This window comes from Paraburkholderia fungorum, assembly GCF_046027605.1.
In the GTDB taxonomy this organism is placed as follows: domain Bacteria; phylum Pseudomonadota; class Gammaproteobacteria; order Burkholderiales; family Burkholderiaceae; genus Paraburkholderia; species Paraburkholderia fungorum_F.
On sequence record NZ_JAQQEF010000020.1, the window covers coordinates 99,934 to 118,157 of the forward strand.

Sequence of the window (18,224 nt, forward strand, 5' to 3'; positions counted from 1 at the left end):
TCACCCTCCAGGAAAGGGAGTCAGGGCAAACGTACGCGGTTCGTACGTCAGGATTGAGACACCGGCGGCGGCATAGTTCGGAACATCGGCCCCGGCAGCTTCGCCTTCGGGGGACGACAGGGCGTCGCGTAATGCTTTCTCATCGGCGAACTCACATTCAACTACCGCGAACGGCTGATCGTCTTCGCCAGCGTCAATAGCCACGGAATAGTGCATAGCCTGGAGTCCGGGGAAGCGGGCAACCAGTGGCAGATGCGTTTCTACAAGGTGTTTTCGAAAGTGCGCCGGATCTTCGGGGCGAACATAGATTGCGATAAGCTTGTACATCCTGAACTCGGTGGAAGTTAAAGAACTCAAAGTGAGAAGACGGAACTGGTCCGGCTCAATCTTTAGTAGATCTGGACCAGATCACTCACACCAAACAGCGAGCGTCCATAAATCAGGCTAGCCATCTCCGGCAACACGAATGCGTGCCGGCTGGCAACTTCACTGTCTCGCCAGATTCGCTGGAGCGGATTGGTCTGGGCAAAACTGCTGGCGCCATTGACGCTGAGTAGCATGTTTATCGCCTCGCGACAGAGCTGGCCTGCCGCCCCTGTGTCCATACGAATGCGCGCGCGGGTGGTCATTTCCAGCTTTTCATGCCTTGCTGCGGCGCGATCGATATCGGCACATGCACGAGCGACGAGCAAGTGCGCCTGATCGGCTTTCGAAGTCGCTTCGGCAAGCTTGATCTGATGGACTGGCGATACGCTCACACTGTTAAAGGTCGTATACGCTACGTTCTTCTTCGCACTCTTTGAGAGTGTGAGTTCGATTGCCTCTCGCGCCAGACCGAGCTGAGCCGCAACCAGTACGATTTCTGCTACCGGAACGAACGACGCGTAGTCGTTTGCTTCGTCGGAATCCGGGCGTGTATAGTTTTCGGCCGCCATATCGGTGAACGCCTGAATTCGTTCATCCGGAATGAAAATGTTGTCCGCGACCAGGGTGTTGCTGCCCGATGCACGCATTCCTGCGACGTACCACGTGTCGCGCAAGCTGAGGTCGGAGCAGGGGACAAGAGCCAGTCCGAGTTGTGGCGATCCGTCCGGGTTTTCGCCGATCTTGATGCCGAGATTGGCCCATTGCGCGTGGAGAGAGCCTGACGCGTACCACCACTCGCCGGTTACGCGAAATCCACCCATAACGCGCTCGGAGTGAGCAGTGGCAGTGAAGATACCGCAGATCCGGGTGCCGGGCTCCGCAAATGCCTCCTGTTGTGCCTTATCGGAGTACAGACTGGCGAACCAGGTGCAAACGTTCAGAAGTGCCATGGCCCACGCTGTTCCGCCGTCCCCGCGGGCAACTTCTGCGACTGCCTCGATAAAAGTTCTGAAATTGGCGCCACTGCCACCGAGTCTAGTAGGCACTGAAATGTGATAGAGACCAGCAGACTGAAGCGCATTGACGACAGTTTCCTGTACCCGGCGATTGTCTTCCGAGGCTTGTGCGTTGTCGCGGATAAATGGCACAAGAGATCTAGCCTTTTCGACAATAGCCCAATCCGGGCCAGGCGCGTCAAAGAACGAAGCGAGCGGGCCGGTTGCGGGGGGCGCGTTCAGTTTCGTGACTTTGTAATTTGCGAGCACTTCCATTTCTCTTCCTCTGATGGTTTTAAATGGCCAAAGATCTGTTTGGCGATACATGTAATGCAGATCCCGTGCCAGTCGGCAGCGGATTAGCGAAGCCAGAGTGTTAACGGGGCTCTGAGTCGGGTGAAATGAAGTGCGGCTTCAGCATCAAGGGTTACTCTTGGCTGTTCACAACCATCCTCCACGTTTACCATTGGATGAGAACAACCAACCAGGTCAGGAAGCCACCATACGATGACCCGATTCACCGATTTGCCGCTGAAGTTCCGCGCGGATCGCTCCGCTGATGCTGTCGAGGGCGCACCCTCACCCCTACCCGATATATCGGATCTGAGCGCAAGACTTCGTTTTGCACCTCACGATGGACAGGTCTGGCTCGATGATCAGCGCGTAGTGGTCCTGAACCTGGAGACGCTTACGGCGCTACGTCGTCAATTGGTCGAGAGCGTAGGCATGGAGAAGGCGAAAAATATCCTGTTTAATGCTGGTCACGCGGCAGGCGCCAAAGAGGCTATGCTCGCGATGAAGCTCAGAACGGGACAACCCAATCTCGATGCATTTCTTATTGGTCCGCAATTGCACGCGCTTCGAGGAGAGGTGTTCGTCGAGCCTGAGATCATCGATATAGATGTGGAAACGGGTCGTCACTACAGCGTATTGACGTGGCGAAATTCCGCGGAAGCCGAGACGCACGTTGCTTCGTTCGGCGGAAGCTCGGAGCCCGTTTGCTGGATGCAGACAGGTTACGCGTCGGGGTACACGAGCGCCGTCATGGGGCGCCCCATTCTCTTTCGCGAAATAGAATGTTCGGCATCGGGCGGAGCGGTCTGCCGTATTGTCGGGCGCACCGTAGAGGAGTGGGCTTCGCGCGAAGATGGTTCCGATTTGATTGGCGATGCAGCGTCGGCTGCCTCTCTCGCGGCTTCCGGGCATCCTGCGCTTCTCGCAGAAGGTGTGGTGGGAGCGTCCTCCCGCTTTCTGGCTGCATGGCACCTTGTTCAACGGGTCGCCCCGCTGACGACTACTGTACTGCTGCAAGGCGAGACTGGCGTCGGCAAAGAGGTGTTTGCCCGGGCGCTGCACCGCTCGAGTCCACGATCGTCTCAACGGCTTTACTGTCTGAATTGTGCTGCGATTCCCGACAGTCTTATCGATTCCGAACTTTTCGGTGTCGAGCGAGGCGCGTATACAGGCGCTGTAGCCGCGCGGCCGGGGTGGTTTGAAGCAGCAGACGGAAGCACCCTTTTTCTCGATGAAATCGGGACCCTAAGTCTGACGGCGCAGGCTAAGCTGCTGCGAGTCCTTCAAGAGGGCGAAATCACGAGGGTGGGGTCAACCAGAACCACCAAGGTTGACGTTCGCGTAGTGTGCGCAACGAACGTAGATCTGGCGGAGGCAGTCTCAGCAGGAACTTTTCGTGCAGATCTGCGGCACCGGCTCGAGGCGTTCCCGATTTCCATTCCTCCGCTCCGGGAGCGGCGAGGCGATATCCCGCCACTGGTCGACCTTTTCCTCAGACGCTTCAATGAAACAACAGGCCGACAGGTGCAAGGTCTCACTTCGGCCGCGATCGACGCTCTGCTTCTTTATGATTTCCCCGGCAATATTCGGGAACTCGAGAACATGGTTGAGCGAGCGTCAATCCTGACGACAGACGGTGAGGCGATCGACGCGTTCCATCTGTTCAGCAGGCAGGACGCGTTACAAAAAGCTTTCCTTTCGCCTGAAAATAATGGCAGTCTCGCGGACGCCCGCTTCAAGCGAGCGGTCGAGGACGAGGACCCGGATTACGCGGCAATTCGGACGCTTGTTGGCCGACGGTCATTAGCCGAAATAGAGAAGGCCGCTATCGACGAAGCCCTGAGAATCACGGGCGGGAACGTATCCAAGGCAGCTCGGGAATTGGGTTTGACACGGGCACAGCTTCGTCATCGCGTAGCCGCTCTGAAAGACGGGACGACGTGATCGTCCGGGAATTTGAGGCGGGCACAAGCGGTATCCATCTCCTGCCAGTACTTCATTGATCTTCTCGCACTCAATTGATTGGCGATTTGAAAAAAAATGCCTGGCTTTCGAACTCACGATGCTGATCTGAGAAGGGCCTTACTGTTGAGCCGGATTCTGCGTGGCTGCCGGTGCTGACTTCATGCCGAGACCGTGGACCACTTGCGGGCCAGATCGAGCCGTTCAACCCGCTCAATCAACGCCTGGGTGAAAACGCGGATCTTGGCAGGCTGGTAGCGCCTGCTCTGATACGCGAGATTGATGGTGAGGCGCGGCAGTTGCCAGTCCTCCAGAACAGGCACGAGACGCCCCGCCACGATATCGTCGTAGATGATATAGAGCGGTTGAGTCACGATGCCCATGCCCGCATAGCCGGCGGCACAGATTACCTGACCTTCGTTCGAATCGAGTGCGCTTTTGAGCGGGATATGGCGGGTTTCGCCGCCGCGAGTCAGATGCAGCACGTACGGATCGGCGGCGAGGTTATAGACGAGCATCTTGTGATGCGCGAGGTCGTCCGGCGTTTTGGGGCTGCCATGCTGTGCCAGATAACCGGGCGAGGCGGCCAGCACCCGCCTCGTTTCGGCGAGCCGCCTGACCGTGATGCCGGAATCGCTTTCATATTCGCGAGTGCGGATCGCGACGTCGATGCCGGATTCGATGAAATCCGGATAACGGTTGGCCGCCACGATCTGTACGGCCAGATCCGGATATTGCCGGTTGAATTCGGGCAGCCACGGCGCGATATGCATGAGCGCGAACGAAACGGAACTCGTCACGCGCAAGGTGCCGCGTGGTTGCGATGCCGTATCGCTGGCCGCGGCGTCCGCCTCGGCGACCTCGGCGAGGATCATACTGCAACGCAGGTAGTACTCGCGCCCGGCGTCCGTCAGCCAGAGCCGCCGCGTGGTCCGTTCTATCAGGCGCGTACCCAGCCGCTCTTCCAGCGCGTTCAAGGTGCGGCTCGCCGCAGCGTTGGACATGTTAAGCCGTTCCGCTGCCTTGGAAAGACTGCCGGTTTCTGCCGTTAGAACGAAAAATTCAAGCTGTGTCCAACGATCCATAGGCGCAATTTTTCCGCATAGTGGAAATATGTTTTTACTATAGCGCGTTTTTCTCCCACTGGCGAAGGCCTAATATCCCATTTACCCGATGGACGGCCACCCTAAGAACGGAGACATCCACAATGCGCAATATCAGCGAAGACACGATCACCCAGGCGGTGCTCGCCTCGATGGACAAATGCGGCGACGCACGTCTGCGCACGGTCATGACCAGTCTGGTCCAGCACCTCCATGCGTTTGCGCGCGAGGTCAAACTGACCGAGGACGAATGGTTCAAGGCGATCCAGTTCCTTACCGACGTCGGCCACATTACCGACGACAAACGCCAGGAGTTCGTGCTGCTGTCCGATACGCTCGGGCTCTCGATGCTGGTGACGACCCAGAACAATCGCAAGCCCGCTGTCTGCACTGAGGCGACGGTGCTGGGTCCCTTCTTCGTCGAGGGCGCGCCCGAATACGAGAACGGAGCCGATCTGTCGAATGGCGCGCCCGGTGCGCCGTGCTTTGTGCGGGGCCGGGTCAGCGGCCTGAATGGCGAATCGATTGCTGACGCATCGGTCGATGTCTGGCAGTCGGATGAAGACGGTTATTACGACGTGCAGAAGACGACTGAGGCGGTCGGCGAGATGGCCCACAGCGCGCGCGGCACACTGCGTACCCAGGCGGACGGCCGGTTTCACTTCCGCTCGATTCTTGCCGAGGCCTATCCGATTCCGTACGACGGTCCGGTTGGACGCATGCTCGACGGACTCGGGCGGCACCCCTGGCGGCCGGCCCATCTACATTTCTGGATCAAGGCGCCCGGCTACGAGACGCTGATTACGCACGTATTCCGCGACGGCGACCAATATCTCGATTCCGACGCCGTGTTCGGCGTGCGCTCAAGCCTGATTGTCGAATGGGTGAAGCACGAAGCAGGCATCGCGCCGGATGGTTCGTCGATGTCGACGCCGTTTTACACGCTCGACTACAACTTCGTTCTGAACCCGGTAGGAGAGGCAGCGTGATCAGACACATCGTCATGTGGCGCGTGGGCGGCGACACGCCCGACGAGAAGCTGGCGGCACGCCAACTCGTCAAGCAAAGTTTTGAACAGTTGCGCGGACGCATTCCCGGCATGCGGCATCTCGAAGTCGGCATCGATTCCAGCGCGGTGGACTATGCGTGCGACGTCGTGCTCGTTACTGAATTCGCGTCGCAGGAGGCGCTGGACGCTTACGCCAGCCATCCGGAACATCTGCGCGTGCGGCAGGCGTTGGGCAACATCCGCACAGCGCGTTATCAGGTGGACTATGCCGTCACCGAGCCGGCAGCGAGGACTTCGGAGGACTGTCATGCAAACGCCTGAATTCGTTTATTCGGCGCGCGCGGCGCGGGTGGTGTTCGGCGCCGGCAGTTTGCAGCATCTCGAACGTGAAGTGCTCAACCTGCGGGCCGAGCGCGCGTTGATCCTGTGCACGCCGCAGCAACGCGAGGTCGCTGAAGCATTGGCGCACCGGTTGGGCTCGCGTGCGGCGGCCATCTTCGATCAGGCGGTCATGCACGTGCCGCTCGAACTGGCGATCGAAGCCCGTGAGCTGGCGGCTTCGCTCAAAGCCGATTGCGCGATCGCCGTGGGCGGCGGGTCGACCATAGGCCTCGGCAAGGCTATTGCGCTGGAGTCGGAACTGGCGATACTCGCGATTCCGACCACCTATGCCGGCAGCGAGATGACGCCGATCTTCGGCTTGACCGAAGGCGGCCTGAAGCGGACGGGAACCGATCTTCGCGTGCTGCCGAAGACCGTGATCTACGATCCTGAGTTGACCCTTTCACTGCCTGCGGAATTGTCGCTGACGAGCGGTATCAACGCGCTTGCGCATGCCGCTGAAGGACTGTATTCACGTGACGCCAATCCGATCATCAGCCTGATGGCGGAAGAGGGCATCGCTGCGCTCGCGCAGGCGTTGCCGGCCATCGTCGCCGATCCGCAGGACCTGCAGGCGAGGTCGCGTGCCCTGTATGGGGCGTGGTTGTGCGGCACGGTGCTGGGCAACGTCGGCATGGCCTTGCACCACAAGCTATGTCACACGTTAGGCGGCAGTCTCAATCTGCCGCATGCGCTGACTCATACGATCGTGTTGCCGCATGTGCTGGCCTACAACGCCGGCGCCGTGCCCGAGGCCATGCAGCGGATCGCGAGAGCGCTCGGACATGCGGATGCCGCGACGGGTGTGTACGAACTGGCCCGCGCGAACGGCTCGCCGGTCGCACTCAAGGACATCGGCATGCAGGCGGATCAGCTCGATCGGGTAGCGGAGCTTGCCACGGCGAATCCCTACTGGAATCCGCGCGCTATCGATTTCGCGGGGATTCGTGCGCTGCTGCAGGATGCCTTCGACGGTGTGCCGCCGCGGGCCTGAGTTTGAGAAGCGCGCGCGCGTTATTCGCGGCGCGTTTGCGCGCTTGCCCCACCGCACCATCGTTGGTTCGCGTAAGTTTGTTCTCACGCGTGCTCAATCGGGGGCTAGTGGATACACCATTGACCGCAGACTGGACGCAGGCGCAGGGGAATACCGAACACAGGCACTGCAACCGGAGCAATAGGGGGAATTACAAAATTCATTTACACGGGCCTATATGAATCAACTGTTACCAGAATTTGAAAGAGGCCAGCTGCGCTGTTCGCGAAGCAGATTGAGAGCTTGAAGAACCGGTCAATCGGAGGAGCTAAGGATGACCGATTCAGAGGTTGCGGAGAGTCGAAAGGGATACCAGGAAGCACGACAAATATGTTGTGTTTGTTGTTGAAATCAAACCGCTGTTCTCCCACGTACACGTGTCCGCCTCCTTCGAAGCTCCGCCCCTCAGGCTGGATCACGGGTTGCATCGCTTCTGGATAACTCTCGGCGAACCCGGCATCGAAGTTGGCAACGAGAGGGGGCGCTCAGCCCAGCCCTGCCATCAGCGTATACTTGACCTGCACGTATTCCTCGATGCCGTAATAGCTGCCTTCCCGCCCATAACCCGATTGCTTGACCCCACCGAATGGGACGGACGCAGTACCCACGGAACCCGAATTCAGGATGACCATCCCCGACTCGATATTTCGTGAGAGCCGGAATGCGCGGCCCAGATCGCGCGTGTAGGCATAGGCGACAAGTCCATATTCCGTATCGTTGGCTCGCGCGATGACTTCTTCTTCGGTCTCGAAGCGGTAGACAGGAAACACCGGTCCAAAAATTTCGGTTGACTGGATTTGCATGTCATCCTTCAGATCGGTGAGGATGGTCGGAGCGTAAAAGAGCCCGCCTTTTGCGTGCAGATGACCGCCGAGTACCACCTTCGCTCCGTTCGCCCTGGCATCTTCGACTAGTTCCGTTACCTTGGAAACCGCCTTCTGGTTGATCAGTGGGCCCACTACGAAGCGGTCCTGCAGTCCCTGATCGACGGGAATCTCTTCCACCAGTTCCTTGACGCGTTGAACGAAACGGTCATGGATGCTGGACTGTACATACACGCGATTCGGCGAAATGCACACCTGACCCGAGTTGCGCAGTTTTGCTGTGACAAGGCCATTGGCAGCCTCTTCAACGTCACTATCGTCGAACACAATGAACGGCGCATTGCCACCCAATTCCATCGTCATTTTCTTGAGCGTATCCGCGCTTTGACGGGCAAGCAGTTTGCCGATCGCCGTGGAGCCGGTGAATGAAATCTTCTTGATGCGGGCATCGCTCGTAATGAGCTGTCCGATCTGCACCGGGTCCCCCGTCACCATTTCGAGCACGCCCTCCGGAATGCCGGCGCGACGTGCGTATTCGAAAAGTTTGTAGGCGGTCAGCGGGGTTTCTTCCGCCGGCTTGATGATGACCGTGCAGCCGGCGGCCAATGCGGTAGCCACCTTCCGGGTAATCATCATGAACGGAAAATTCCACGGCGTGATCGCAGCAACGGGGCCGACGGGCTCCTTGGTGACGATGACTGCGGCACCCTGTGCATGTGTCGGGATAGTGTCGCCATAGACACGTTTCGCTTCTTCGGCGTACCACTCGACGAAACCGAGTCCGTATTCGATTTCTCCAAGTGCTTCGACAAGACACTTGCCGTTTTCCCGGCACATCAGTTCGGCAAATGTGCGCTTGTCCGCACTGACGAGATCGAACCATCTGCGCAGCATGTCGCTGCGTTGTTTGGCGAGCAGGCGCGACCACGCAGGAAATGCGGCGCAGGTGCGATCGATCGCCGCGCGTACCTGGGCTTCGGAATGGTGCTCGGCCTGTCCGACGACATTGCCGTCTGCGGGATTGAGAACGTCGATCATGCAGCTTTCTCCTTAGGATGATTCAGGGTCTCGCACCGGCAGACGCTGCGGCGTGACGCCGGTGCATGACTGAATCCTATGCGCGCTACGAAGATCCGCGAACGCGAGATCGTCTGCATTGCTTGCCTGATCCTATGAGGCTATCGTCATAACGCAATGCAATGTGGCACACTGATCGTCATCGATAGAGATGACGCTAAACGGGTGATCTGCAATGGAAAGCGAAACGCAGGCACTGGCGCGTGTGCGTGCCGAGATGGTGGGACTGCTTCTAGAACTGGCGCCGCAGGAGGGATATAACCTGACTCCGATGGTCGATATCCGCTTCCTGCGCTCGAACCGGCCGCTTACGCGGACGCCGGTGCTTTATGAGCCGGGTATCGTGATTGTTTGTCAGGGCAGAAAGCGTGGTTACCTCGGCGGCACGGTGTACGTCTACGATGCGCAGCACTATCTGGTCGTCGCGTTGCCTTTACCTTTTTCCATGGAGACCGATGCGACTGACAAAGAACCATTACTCGCCATATATTTACGACTCGATATGAGCCTTGCCGCCGACGTTCTGACGCAGATCGACGAGCGTAACGGCCTGGTCGCAATCGAGCCTCGTGGTATGGCCACCACGCGGCTCGATCTCGCGCTCGGCGAATCCGTGCTGCGATTTTTGCGTGCCATGCGTAATCCGCTCGAGGCCGCGGTACTCGGTCCGGCGTTGGTTCGGGAGATATATTTCCGCGTCTTTGTGGGCGAGCAGGGCGGCTCGATGCGCGCTGCCCTTAACCGGCGTGGCAACTTTGGCCGTATCTCGAAGGCGCTCAGAAAGATTCATTTGAGCTATGCGGAGGCCTTGTCGGTTGAGGATCTTGCCGCTGAAGCAAAAATGAGTGTGCCTTCCTTCCATGCGCACTTCAAGGCTACGACCAATACTTCGCCGTTGCAGTACATCAAGTCGACACGACTGCATCAGGCGCGTCTCCTCATGGCGAGGCAGGGCATGACCGCAGCCGCCGCGAGCGCGCAGGTCGGCTACGAAAGTCCTTCGCAATTCAGCCGTGAATTCAAGCGGCTATTCGGCGGTACACCGTCGGAGGAGATCGTGCGTATGCAGCGGCATTTTGCCGTGCCTGACGCTAGTTTGTCGTCGCCCTTCGTGTCGTCTCACTGAAGGCACCCGCGAGAAACATCCGTTTGCCATCTTTTCCGGCTGTTCATTTGGACATGTCCGCGACACGGTTCGGCAATTACGAAAGGCCTCAAGTTGTCGGGGATTCAGTTGCATGAGCGGCAGCTTGACGCAGAGAGCGGACCTTCACAGCCTGACGGCAAGAGCCCGGTCATCGGTCTTATGGAAAACGGCGCATAAGGCCGCCGGCGCGACGAAGAAGATCGGAGACCGATCGTCCCTTAACTGAGCGCATGCACATCCTCATCTCCCCGCCGCAACGAAGGCGAATGCCGCAGCATGCCGATGCACACATCCGCCAGATACTCAGCATCGCGCGGCAATACGATCGAATCCTGTTCCAGCAGCCAGTCTCGCAACACCCCGTCGAGAAACACGTGCACGACGCCCGACGCGCGCACCGTATCCAGGTCGGACGGCAATTGCGCTTTTGCGATCGCGTTTCGCAAAGCAAGCTCAAGTTGCTTTCTTCCGTTGCGGGCCGCGTTGCGCTGTCGATCGAACACAAGATCCGTGTCGCGTGTGTGCTCACACTTCGTGAACAGCACTTCGAAAACACGGCGGCTATGTGGCTCTACCACCGCCTGGCCAAGGCAAAACACCAGCAGTTGCCGTATCCTGCCAAGCGGATCTGGCTCCTCGGCATCGACTGATGCCGAGACCAGCATCTCCATCGGCAACATGACACGGTTCGTCTGGCGACGAACAGCTCGCCCTTGTTGCGAAAGTGTCCGTAAATCGCGCCGCGCGTGAATCCCGCCCGCACCGCGACGTCCTCCAGCGACGTATGGGCGACGCCATGCTCGGCGAAGACCCATTCCGCCGCGTCGAGAATCTGGTTGCGCGTCTCCTGCGCCTGGTGTCGTGTTCTTTTCATGTGTGGCTGTGCCGCTGGATGGCTGACTGAAGCGCGCCGTATCTGGCGCACGCCGGTTTGCTAGGCAGGCGTGCCCTCTCCCGTAGAACTTGCGCCCCCGCCACCTGTCCCACCACCGTCATGACCGCCGCTATCTCCCGGTGTGCCACCGTCGTGCTTGCCATGGCCGTCCCCGTCTTCACCGTCGCGATGGTGCATTTTGTGCGACACCTCGTCGAGCTTGTCGCCCAGCATCTGCCGTACGACCACATAGAACACCGGAATCAGCAGCAAACCGAAGACCGTCGCGAACAGCATGCCGCCGATCACGCCGGTGCCAATTTCGTGACGCGAAGCGGCGCCTGCACCCGATGAGACAACGAGCGGGAACACGCCGAGAATAAAGGCCATTGAGGTCATCAGGATCGGACGCAGCCTCAGCCGGGCTGCGGTCAGGACGGCGTCGCGCAGCGTCATGCCACGTTGCTGACCCTCCACCGCGAACTCGACAATCAGGATCGCGTTTTTCGCCGCAAGACCGATCACGGTCACGAGGCCGATCTTGAAGTATATGTCGTTCGGCACACCGAACGAAAGGCAGAATGCCAGCATGCCGAGCATGCCGAGCGGCACGACCAGCAGCACCGCAGCCGGAATCGACCAGCTTTCATACAGCGCGGCGAGACAGAGGAACACCACCAGGATCGACAGCATCAGCAGCGTCACCGCCGACGAGCCCGACAGCAATTCCTGAAACGACTGCCCGGTCCAGTCTGCCGCGAAACCCACCGGCAACTGGTGGTCCACGATGTTCTGCAGCACATCGATCGCCTGACCGGTCGAATAGCCAGAGGCCGAGTTGCCGACAACCTCGATCGCCGAGTAGCCGTTGTAGCGCGGTAGCACGGTCGGCCCGAAGCTCCATCTGGTATTCACCACACTCGAGAGCGGCACCATGTTGTAAGGGCTGATCGACGGGTTCGCGGGCGACGGGTCGACGGGCGTCGCGAAGCCGTTCGACGCGGTCGCGCTATTCGATGACAATTGGCTCGCGGCCGTGCTCGTGCTGCTACCGGTTGTGAACAGGCTCGGCGTATACAGGTGCTGGAGCGCATCGAGCCCCATCCGGTATGGCGCGTCCGCCTGGATATAGACACGCTTCACGCGCCCGCCGTAAGTGAACTGGTTGACGAAGAACGGCGCGAGCTCCATCTGGAGCGTGTCGTAGACATCGGTCAGCGACAGGCCCATCGCTTCGGCCTGAGTCCGGTCCACCGCGACGTCCAGTTGCGGCGCGCTTGGCAGCGAATTCGGACGGATCCCGAATAGCACAGGGCTCTTCGACGCGTTCCCAAGCAGAGTGGCCGTGGCTTGGGCAAGCTCCGCACGCGATTGGCCGGCACGCGCCTGCAGATACATATCGATGCCGCCGAACTGGCTGAGCCCGCGGATGGTCGGCAGATTCACCGCGAAGATCTGCGCATCGGGAATGGTATGAAGGATCTGGTTGATCTGCGGAATCAGCTCCATCGCGGTGTCATGGCGCTTGTTCCAGTCCGCCAGCTTGATGAACGACATGCCGACGTTTTCGCTCGTGCCGACAAAGCTGAAGCCTTCTGGCTGGAAAATGCCCACGATTTCCTTGCCGACCGCACTGTGTTCGAGCTTGTCGCGTACTTCGGCCATCACGTGATCGGTGCGCTGCAGCGTCGAGCCGGGCGGTAGATTGATGAGTGCGAGCACGAAGCCCTGGTCCTCGTCGGGCACAAAGCTGGTCGGCAGTTTCGTATACAGGAAACCGGTCAGCACCACGACGAGCACAAACACGATCATCCAGCGTGGCGCATGGTGCACGGCGCGGCCGGCATGGCCGAGGTACTTATTCGACGTCCAGTCGAAACTGCGGTTAAACCAGCGGTAGACCGCGCTCTTGTTCTGCGCGTGTTCGGGCTTCAGGATCGCCGCGCATAGCGAAGGCGTGAACGACAGCGCGAGGAACGCGGAAAATCCCATCGACACCGCGATCGTCAGCGCGAACTGCGCGTAGATGATGCCGGTTGCGCCCGGCTGCAGCGCGGATGGGATGAACACGGCGGAGAGCACCACCGTGATCGCAACAATGGCGCCGGTGATCTGGCCCATTGCCTTGCGCGTCGCCGCCCGTGGCTCCAGATGCTCCTCGCTCATGATGCGTTCGACGTTTTCGATCACGACGATCGCGTCGTCGACCACAATGCCGATCGCCAGCACCATGCCGAACAGCGTCAACTGGTTGAGCGTGTAGTGCAGCGCCGACAGGCCGATGAAAGTCCCGAGGAGCGCCACCGGAATCACGAGCGTCGGGATGATCGTGGCCCGCAGATTCTGAAGGAAGATCAGCATCACGAAAAACACCAGCACGATCGCCTCGATGAGCGTGCGGATCACGTCGACTATCGACGCGGTGATAAACGGCGTGGTGTCGTACGGCACGCTCCATGTGACGCCTTCCGGCAAATCTCGCGCCAGCGTCGCCATCTCGGCTTTTACGGCCTTCTCGACCGCGAGCGCATTCGCGCCCGGCAGCAGAAAAACCGCCATACCGCCAGCCGCCTTGCCGTTATAGACCGGCGCGAAGCCATACGTCTGCGAGCCGAACGAAATACGCGCCACGTCAGAGAGCTTGATCGTGGTGCCGTCGCTGTTCGCCACGATAATGATGTCCTGGAACTGCTTGAGCGACGAAAACAGGCTGTCGCCCGTCACGTTCGCCGTAAACACCTGGCCCTTCACGGCCGGATCCGCGCCCAGCGAGCCGGCTGCGAACTGCGCATTTTGCGAGGTCACGGCATTGAGCACCTGAGTCGTCGATAGTCCGTAGCTCTGCAGCTTGTCGGGGTCGAGCCAGATGCGCATCGCGTACTCCGAGCCAAGCAGCGTGGTATTGCCGACCCCGTTCACACGGCCGATGTTAGGCTGGATCTGCGAGGCGAGAATATCGGAGAGCCGCCCAGCATCGATCGCGGGATTATCTGACTGCAGCGCGACGAACAGCAGGATGTCCGGGCTCGCCTTCGCCACAACCACCCCTTGCTGAGTGACCTGCGAAGGCAGCAGAGGCTCGGCGAGCGTGACCTTGTTCTGCACCTGCACCTGGGCAATGTCCGGGTTGGTGCCGGTCGCGAACGTGAGGGTGATCTGCGTCTGGCCGTTCGAGCTGGAGTTCGAACTGAAATACAGCAGATTGTCGATGCCGGTAAGCTGCTGCTCGATCACCTGGGTCACCGTCGATTCCATCGTCTGGGCGCTCGCGCCCGGATACTGCGCGGTGACGGTCACTTCCGGTGGCGCGATGTCCGGGTACGAATCGATCCCCATGCCGTGCACCGATATGATGCCGAACAGCGAGATCAGGATCGCGATGACCCACGCGAAGACGGGGCGGTTAATGAAAAAACTCGGCATGAGCGGTCTCCTACTGCGCCATGCCGGCCGAAGCCGGTGATGCTGATGCTGCGGAAGCCTGCGCAACTGCGGGACCAGACGCCGCTGCCGGGCTTGACACAGCAGGTGTCGTGGTCGCAGCCGAATCCGCGGCCGCCCCCGACGCTGCCGCAGGCGCCTGCCACGCGACGGTCTTCACCGGCGCGCCTTCCCGCACCAGCTGTACACCCGTCACGATGGTCTGGTCACCGTCGGCCAGCCCGCGCGTGACGACCCAGTTGTTACCAAGGCTATTGGTCGCCTCGACGTCCTTGCGCGCCACCTTGCTGTCCGCGCCGACCACAAACACGTATGCACCGACCGTGTCGCGCTGCACTGCCTGCTGCGGAATCAGGAACACGTTGTTCTGCCGGCCGAAATCAACGGTCAGCGTCACATACATGCCCGGCAGCAGACGCCGCTGCGGGTTCGCGACGAGCGCACGCATATTGATTGAGCCGGTCGCGGCATTCACCGTCACGTCGGAGAAATCGAGGGTGCCTGCCGTGCCGTACGACGTACGATTGGGCAGCCCGATCCGCACGGTGGTCTGGTTCTGCTGCCGCAGATTGATCGAACCGTTGCTCTGGGACTGCTGCAGCGTCGCCAGATCGGCTGAACTGATCGTAAAGTTCACGTACATCGGATCGATCTGCTGGACGGTCGTCAGCAGCGTGCCGCTGCCACCCGTGTCGGACGTGCTGGTGCCGACCACCGCGCCCGCCGTCACCTGTTGCTGGCCGGCGATACCGCTGATCGGCGCCGTCACGCGCGTGTAGTTGAGCGAAACCCGTGCGCTTTCGACGATTGCCTGGTCGGCCTTGACCTTGGCCGCGGCGCTGCGTTCGGCGGCATCGGAATTGTCGACCGTCTGCTGCGAGACCGAGCCGACCGGCAGCAGCTTGCGGTTGCGCATGGCGGTGATGTGGTCGTTGATGTAGGTGGCCTGATCCTCGGCCAGTACCGCGAGGTCGTTATTCAGCTGCGCGCGGTAAAAGACCGGATCGATTTCGAACAGCAGTTGCCCCGCGCGAATCTGCGAGCCTTCCGTGTAGGTGCGCCGCAGCAGCACGCCGGAAACGCGCGCCGTCACATTGGCGCTGTAGTAAGGGGACAGCCGGCCGACAAACTGACGCTCGAGCGGTACGGTCTGCGCTTGCGCCTTCACCACGGCGACTTGTGGCGGCGGAGGCGGCGGCGCGTGTTTCGAGCAGCCGGCGAGTACGATCAGACACAGATACGACAGCGACGCGCGCTGAGAACGAGACTTCATGAGAACTCCGTTCTTGCTTAAGGCCGGAACACGCGTGCTGCGAGCGATGCCAGACCGTATGGAACAGCATGTGAGTCAGTCGGCAGACTGCGCCGAGGCAGGTCGTACAGCGGTTTCGGAAGCGGGCGAAGCAGCGGCGGCCGGCGCCGAAACGACCTTGGCGTCATCGCGCTGCCAGCCGCCGCCAAGGTTCTTGACGAGTAACACGTTGCTCTCGGCGAGCAGAGCCTGCGTGTCGCGTAGGTTCTGCTGTGCCTGGACCAGGGTGAGGCGCTGCGTCAGCACGTTCTGCTGGCTGGACGCGCCGGCATTGAACTGCGCCTGCTGGCTCGCGAACAGTCGGCTGCTGCTGTCAAGCACCTGCGCGAACGCGCTTTCCTGCGCCCGCAGGTGATTCATCGATGACAGGCTGTCCTCCACGCTCTGGAACGCCGTCAGTACGGTATTGCGGTAGTTCGCGACGTCTTCGTCGTAGGTCGCGCGCGCCTTGTGTACCGCCGCTGTGCGTTCGCCGCCGTCGAAGATCGTGGCTGCCAGATCGGGGCCGAGCGTCCAGAAACGGCTGGGCACCGTGAAGAGATGCGCGAACGTGTTGTGCGCAAAACCGCCCTCGGCCGAGAGCGTGAGGGTCGGAAAGTACGCGGCTTCGGCGACGCCGATGGTCGCGTTGGCCGCCGCCGCGGTGCGCTCGGCGCTCACCACGTCGTAGCGCCGCTCGAGCAGTTGCGAAGGCAGCGCGGGCGGCACGTCAGGCTGAACGAAGGGGTAGTCAGGATCGGGGGCGATACCGAATGACTCGGGCGGCGTGCCGGTCAGCACGGCAATCGCGTGCTCGTCCTGCTCTCGGGTCGTTTCGGTTATCTGCAGATCGGCGATCACCGTTTCGAGGTTCTCCTGCGCGTTGAGCACGTCGTCGCCCGACGCTGCGCCTTCTTTGAACCCTGTCTGCGTCATCACGAGAATGCGGCTGTAGATGTTCTGCTGCTCCTTCAGCGCGCGAATGTCGTAGTCGGCCTGGCGTAGCTGGAAGTAGTCGGTCGCGACACTGGCCGCGATCGAAATGCGCTCACCAGCAAGCTGCGCATCCGACGCCTCGGCGTTCGCCTTCGCTTCCTCGATCTCGCGCCGAATCTGCCCCCACAAATCCAGCTCCCAGCTGACGGTCCCGGTAGCAGCCACGGCGTTGCCCGCCGAGGCCGACGAGCCGGAACTCGCGGAAAGCCCCTGGATGTTGCCGCCGGAACGCACACCGGCGAGGCCCGCCGTGACGACTGGGAACAGGCCCGCGCGGCTGGACTCGACGGTCGCGAGCGCGACACGGTAGGCGGCTTCGGCCGCCGCGATCGACTGATTGGCCTGCAACGCCTGCTCGACGAGACCATTGAGCTTGTCGTCGCCGTACATGCGCCACCAGGTGCTTGAGATCGCGGCCTGCGGATTCGCCTTGGCGCGCTGCCAGTCGACGCCTTCCTTGAACCCTTCCGGCACCTGGACTTCAGGCTTGCGATAGTCCGGGCCGACCATGCACGCCGCAAGGGCCGTGACGAGGACGAGCGCCACGCCGCCCTTCATCGCGCGTCGCGACCGAGAGCGTGTAGCCTTTTTGCAAGCAAGTCCCAAGGTGCGTGAATGACTTCTCAAGTGCATTCCCCTGTGTCGACCGGAGTTAGCGCGTTGGCGCTTACTCCGGTCCCATGGAGACCCGTTCTGCACACCGGATCAGCAATCCGGCAACGAGATGACAAGTACTTTAGCGGGATTAAACGAACTCTGCAGATGTGAGCCACAAGGAGAGAATTTCAATGGCGACCGCCGCCTCGCGCTACCCCGGGGAAAACTCCACCAGCCGCGGGAGCGCCTTGGCCGGGTTCTGCCGTATTCAGGCGTTGCGGTAAAGTCCGGCGAATGAAAATAAGGCACCTCGATGGCCATGACGGTTCTGGTGCGAACAGCGGGTGAAGCCGAGACATCTCCAATAAATAAGGATATCTTATTTATTGAGCAGAACAGCATTCCAGACAGCGGGCGCCGAGGTATCCTTGAGTCGGAGAGCGGAGAGGTCGAACTGACCCTTGCGAATGCGGTGCATCAACTCAATGCCTGAAGTCGTGGTCGCGACACTCCTGAACCGTTTGAAGCCGAGCATCACGTTCGTTCTGGACTTAATGTTTCGATGTTTCTGCTCGATCACGTTGTTCAGATACTTCGACGAGCGCACATGTGCTCTCTCAGGCAACAGAGCGTCGGCGATCATCTCCCGCAAGGCCCGGTGTGAGGCTCTCCCAATCAAAATGCCGACCATCGAACAACCCCTCCAGACCCTTCCTCTTGCTCATCACAGCCCACCAGATTGATTGGATCGCTACTTTAACCGGACCAATGAGCCTATTTGCACCAGAACCGTACCGTCTCCGACGTCGGCCGAGGTTCGAACTGAGTCGCTCG

Annotated in this window: 14 protein-coding genes and 1 pseudogene; 5 read left to right on the top strand and 10 right to left on the bottom strand. The window is 60.4% G+C overall.

Going from position 1 to position 18,224, the window contains the following annotated elements:
- Both PQR53_RS27915 and PQR53_RS27920 read right to left on the bottom strand, forming a co-directional pair.
- Positions 1-327, bottom strand: a complete 327-nt coding sequence (locus tag PQR53_RS27915; protein WP_408461256.1) for an EthD family reductase — start codon at positions 325-327, stop codon at positions 1-3.
- Positions 328-389: 62 nt separating this feature from the next.
- Positions 390-1,637: an acyl-CoA dehydrogenase family protein gene (locus PQR53_RS27920; RefSeq protein ID WP_408461258.1), complete on the bottom strand. Its 1,248-nt coding sequence runs from the start codon at positions 1,635-1,637 to the stop codon at positions 390-392.
- Positions 1,638-1,868: 231 nt separating this feature from the next.
- Here PQR53_RS27920 and PQR53_RS27925 point away from each other — a divergent pair, with 231 nt between their 5' ends.
- Entirely contained in the window at positions 1,869-3,599 is a 1,731-nt protein-coding gene (locus PQR53_RS27925; protein ID WP_408461260.1) for a sigma 54-interacting transcriptional regulator, read from the top strand.
- A 179-nt stretch (positions 3,600-3,778) separates the two neighbouring features.
- Here PQR53_RS27925 and PQR53_RS27930 read toward each other — a convergent pair whose 3' ends face one another.
- A complete protein-coding gene (locus tag PQR53_RS27930; protein WP_408461263.1) occupies positions 3,779-4,702 on the bottom strand; it encodes a LysR family transcriptional regulator in 924 nt (307 codons plus the stop codon).
- 122 nt (positions 4,703-4,824) lie between these two features.
- On the opposite strand from PQR53_RS27930, the gene PQR53_RS27935 reads away from it, so the two are divergent.
- Genes PQR53_RS27935 through PQR53_RS27945 form a run of 3 tightly spaced genes read left to right on the top strand, consistent with a single transcriptional unit; the run spans position 4,825 to position 7,104 of the window.
- On the top strand, positions 4,825-5,709 hold the full coding sequence (locus PQR53_RS27935; protein WP_408461265.1) for an intradiol ring-cleavage dioxygenase: 885 nt from the start codon (positions 4,825-4,827) through the stop codon (positions 5,707-5,709).
- Positions 5,706-6,050 carry a Dabb family protein gene (locus PQR53_RS27940; protein ID WP_408461267.1) on the top strand — a complete coding sequence of 115 codons (345 nt, stop codon included), beginning with the start codon at positions 5,706-5,708 and terminating at the stop codon, positions 6,048-6,050. Before PQR53_RS27935 ends, PQR53_RS27940 begins: the two co-directional genes overlap by 4 nt.
- On the top strand, positions 6,037-7,104 hold the full coding sequence (locus PQR53_RS27945) for a maleylacetate reductase (RefSeq protein WP_408461269.1): 1,068 nt from the start codon (positions 6,037-6,039) through the stop codon (positions 7,102-7,104). Before PQR53_RS27940 ends, PQR53_RS27945 begins: the two co-directional genes overlap by 14 nt.
- Before the next feature lie 524 nt (positions 7,105-7,628).
- Here the strand turns inward: PQR53_RS27945 and PQR53_RS27950 are convergent.
- Positions 7,629-9,005: an NAD-dependent succinate-semialdehyde dehydrogenase gene (locus PQR53_RS27950; RefSeq protein ID WP_408461272.1), complete on the bottom strand. Its 1,377-nt coding sequence runs from the start codon at positions 9,003-9,005 to the stop codon at positions 7,629-7,631.
- A gap of 214 nt (positions 9,006-9,219) precedes the next feature.
- On the opposite strand from PQR53_RS27950, the gene PQR53_RS27955 reads away from it, so the two are divergent.
- Positions 9,220-10,170 (top strand): AraC family transcriptional regulator, encoded by a 951-nt coding sequence (locus PQR53_RS27955; protein WP_408461275.1) that lies wholly within the window; start codon positions 9,220-9,222, stop codon positions 10,168-10,170.
- Positions 10,171-10,409: 239 nt separating this feature from the next.
- Here the strand turns inward: PQR53_RS27955 and PQR53_RS27960 are convergent, their stop codons facing one another.
- From PQR53_RS27960 to PQR53_RS27985, 6 genes and pseudogenes are all read right to left on the bottom strand, one after another.
- Positions 10,410-10,871, bottom strand: a complete 462-nt coding sequence (locus PQR53_RS27960; RefSeq protein ID WP_408461277.1) for a TetR family transcriptional regulator C-terminal domain-containing protein — start codon at positions 10,869-10,871, stop codon at positions 10,410-10,412.
- Entirely contained in the window at positions 10,763-11,065 is a 303-nt protein-coding gene (locus PQR53_RS27965) for a TetR family transcriptional regulator (protein WP_408461384.1), read from the bottom strand. The genes PQR53_RS27960 and PQR53_RS27965 overlap by 109 nt, the downstream gene beginning before the upstream one ends.
- Before the next feature lie 60 nt (positions 11,066-11,125).
- Positions 11,126-14,488 (bottom strand): efflux RND transporter permease subunit, encoded by a 3,363-nt coding sequence (locus tag PQR53_RS27970; RefSeq protein WP_408461280.1) that lies wholly within the window; start codon positions 14,486-14,488, stop codon positions 11,126-11,128.
- Positions 14,489-14,498: 10 nt separating this feature from the next.
- The gene (locus PQR53_RS27975) at positions 14,499-15,779 is read right to left on the bottom strand and encodes an efflux RND transporter periplasmic adaptor subunit (RefSeq protein WP_408461284.1); all 1,281 of its coding nucleotides are present in this window, start codon (positions 15,777-15,779) and stop codon (positions 14,499-14,501) included.
- A gap of 75 nt (positions 15,780-15,854) precedes the next feature.
- Entirely contained in the window at positions 15,855-17,351 is a 1,497-nt protein-coding gene (locus PQR53_RS27980) for an efflux transporter outer membrane subunit (RefSeq protein WP_408461286.1), read from the bottom strand.
- Between the two features lie 418 nt (positions 17,352-17,769).
- Positions 17,770-17,997 (bottom strand): annotated as a pseudogene (locus PQR53_RS27985) (DDE-type integrase/transposase/recombinase); the annotation flags it as partial.
- Between the last annotated feature and the right edge of the window lie 227 nt (positions 17,998-18,224).

Bases quoted from the DNA above. Each gene is read 5' to 3' on its own strand.
- PQR53_RS27930 (WP_408461263.1), bottom strand. From the start codon at position 4,702: ATGGATCGTTGGACACAGCTTGAATTTTTCGTTCTAACGGCAGAAACC.
- PQR53_RS27945 (WP_408461269.1), top strand. From the start codon at position 6,037: ATGCAAACGCCTGAATTCGTTTATTCGGCGCGCGCGGCGCGGGTGGTG.
- PQR53_RS27935 (WP_408461265.1), top strand. From the start codon at position 4,825: ATGCGCAATATCAGCGAAGACACGATCACCCAGGCGGTGCTCGCCTCG.
- PQR53_RS27955 (WP_408461275.1), top strand. From the start codon at position 9,220: ATGGAAAGCGAAACGCAGGCACTGGCGCGTGTGCGTGCCGAGATGGTG.
- PQR53_RS27950 (WP_408461272.1), bottom strand. From the start codon at position 9,005: ATGATCGACGTTCTCAATCCCGCAGACGGCAATGTCGTCGGACAGGCC.
- PQR53_RS27970 (WP_408461280.1), bottom strand. From the start codon at position 14,488: ATGCCGAGTTTTTTCATTAACCGCCCCGTCTTCGCGTGGGTCATCGCG.
- PQR53_RS27980 (WP_408461286.1), bottom strand. From the start codon at position 17,351: ATGAAGGGCGGCGTGGCGCTCGTCCTCGTCACGGCCCTTGCGGCGTGC.
- PQR53_RS27925 (WP_408461260.1), top strand. From the start codon at position 1,869: ATGACCCGATTCACCGATTTGCCGCTGAAGTTCCGCGCGGATCGCTCC.
- PQR53_RS27965 (WP_408461384.1), bottom strand. From the start codon at position 11,065: ATGAAAAGAACACGACACCAGGCGCAGGAGACGCGCAACCAGATTCTC.
- PQR53_RS27960 (WP_408461277.1), bottom strand. From the start codon at position 10,871: ATGTTGCCGATGGAGATGCTGGTCTCGGCATCAGTCGATGCCGAGGAG.
- PQR53_RS27915 (WP_408461256.1), bottom strand. From the start codon at position 327: ATGTACAAGCTTATCGCAATCTATGTTCGCCCCGAAGATCCGGCGCAC.
- PQR53_RS27920 (WP_408461258.1), bottom strand. From the start codon at position 1,637: ATGGAAGTGCTCGCAAATTACAAAGTCACGAAACTGAACGCGCCCCCC.
- PQR53_RS27975 (WP_408461284.1), bottom strand. From the start codon at position 15,779: ATGAAGTCTCGTTCTCAGCGCGCGTCGCTGTCGTATCTGTGTCTGATC.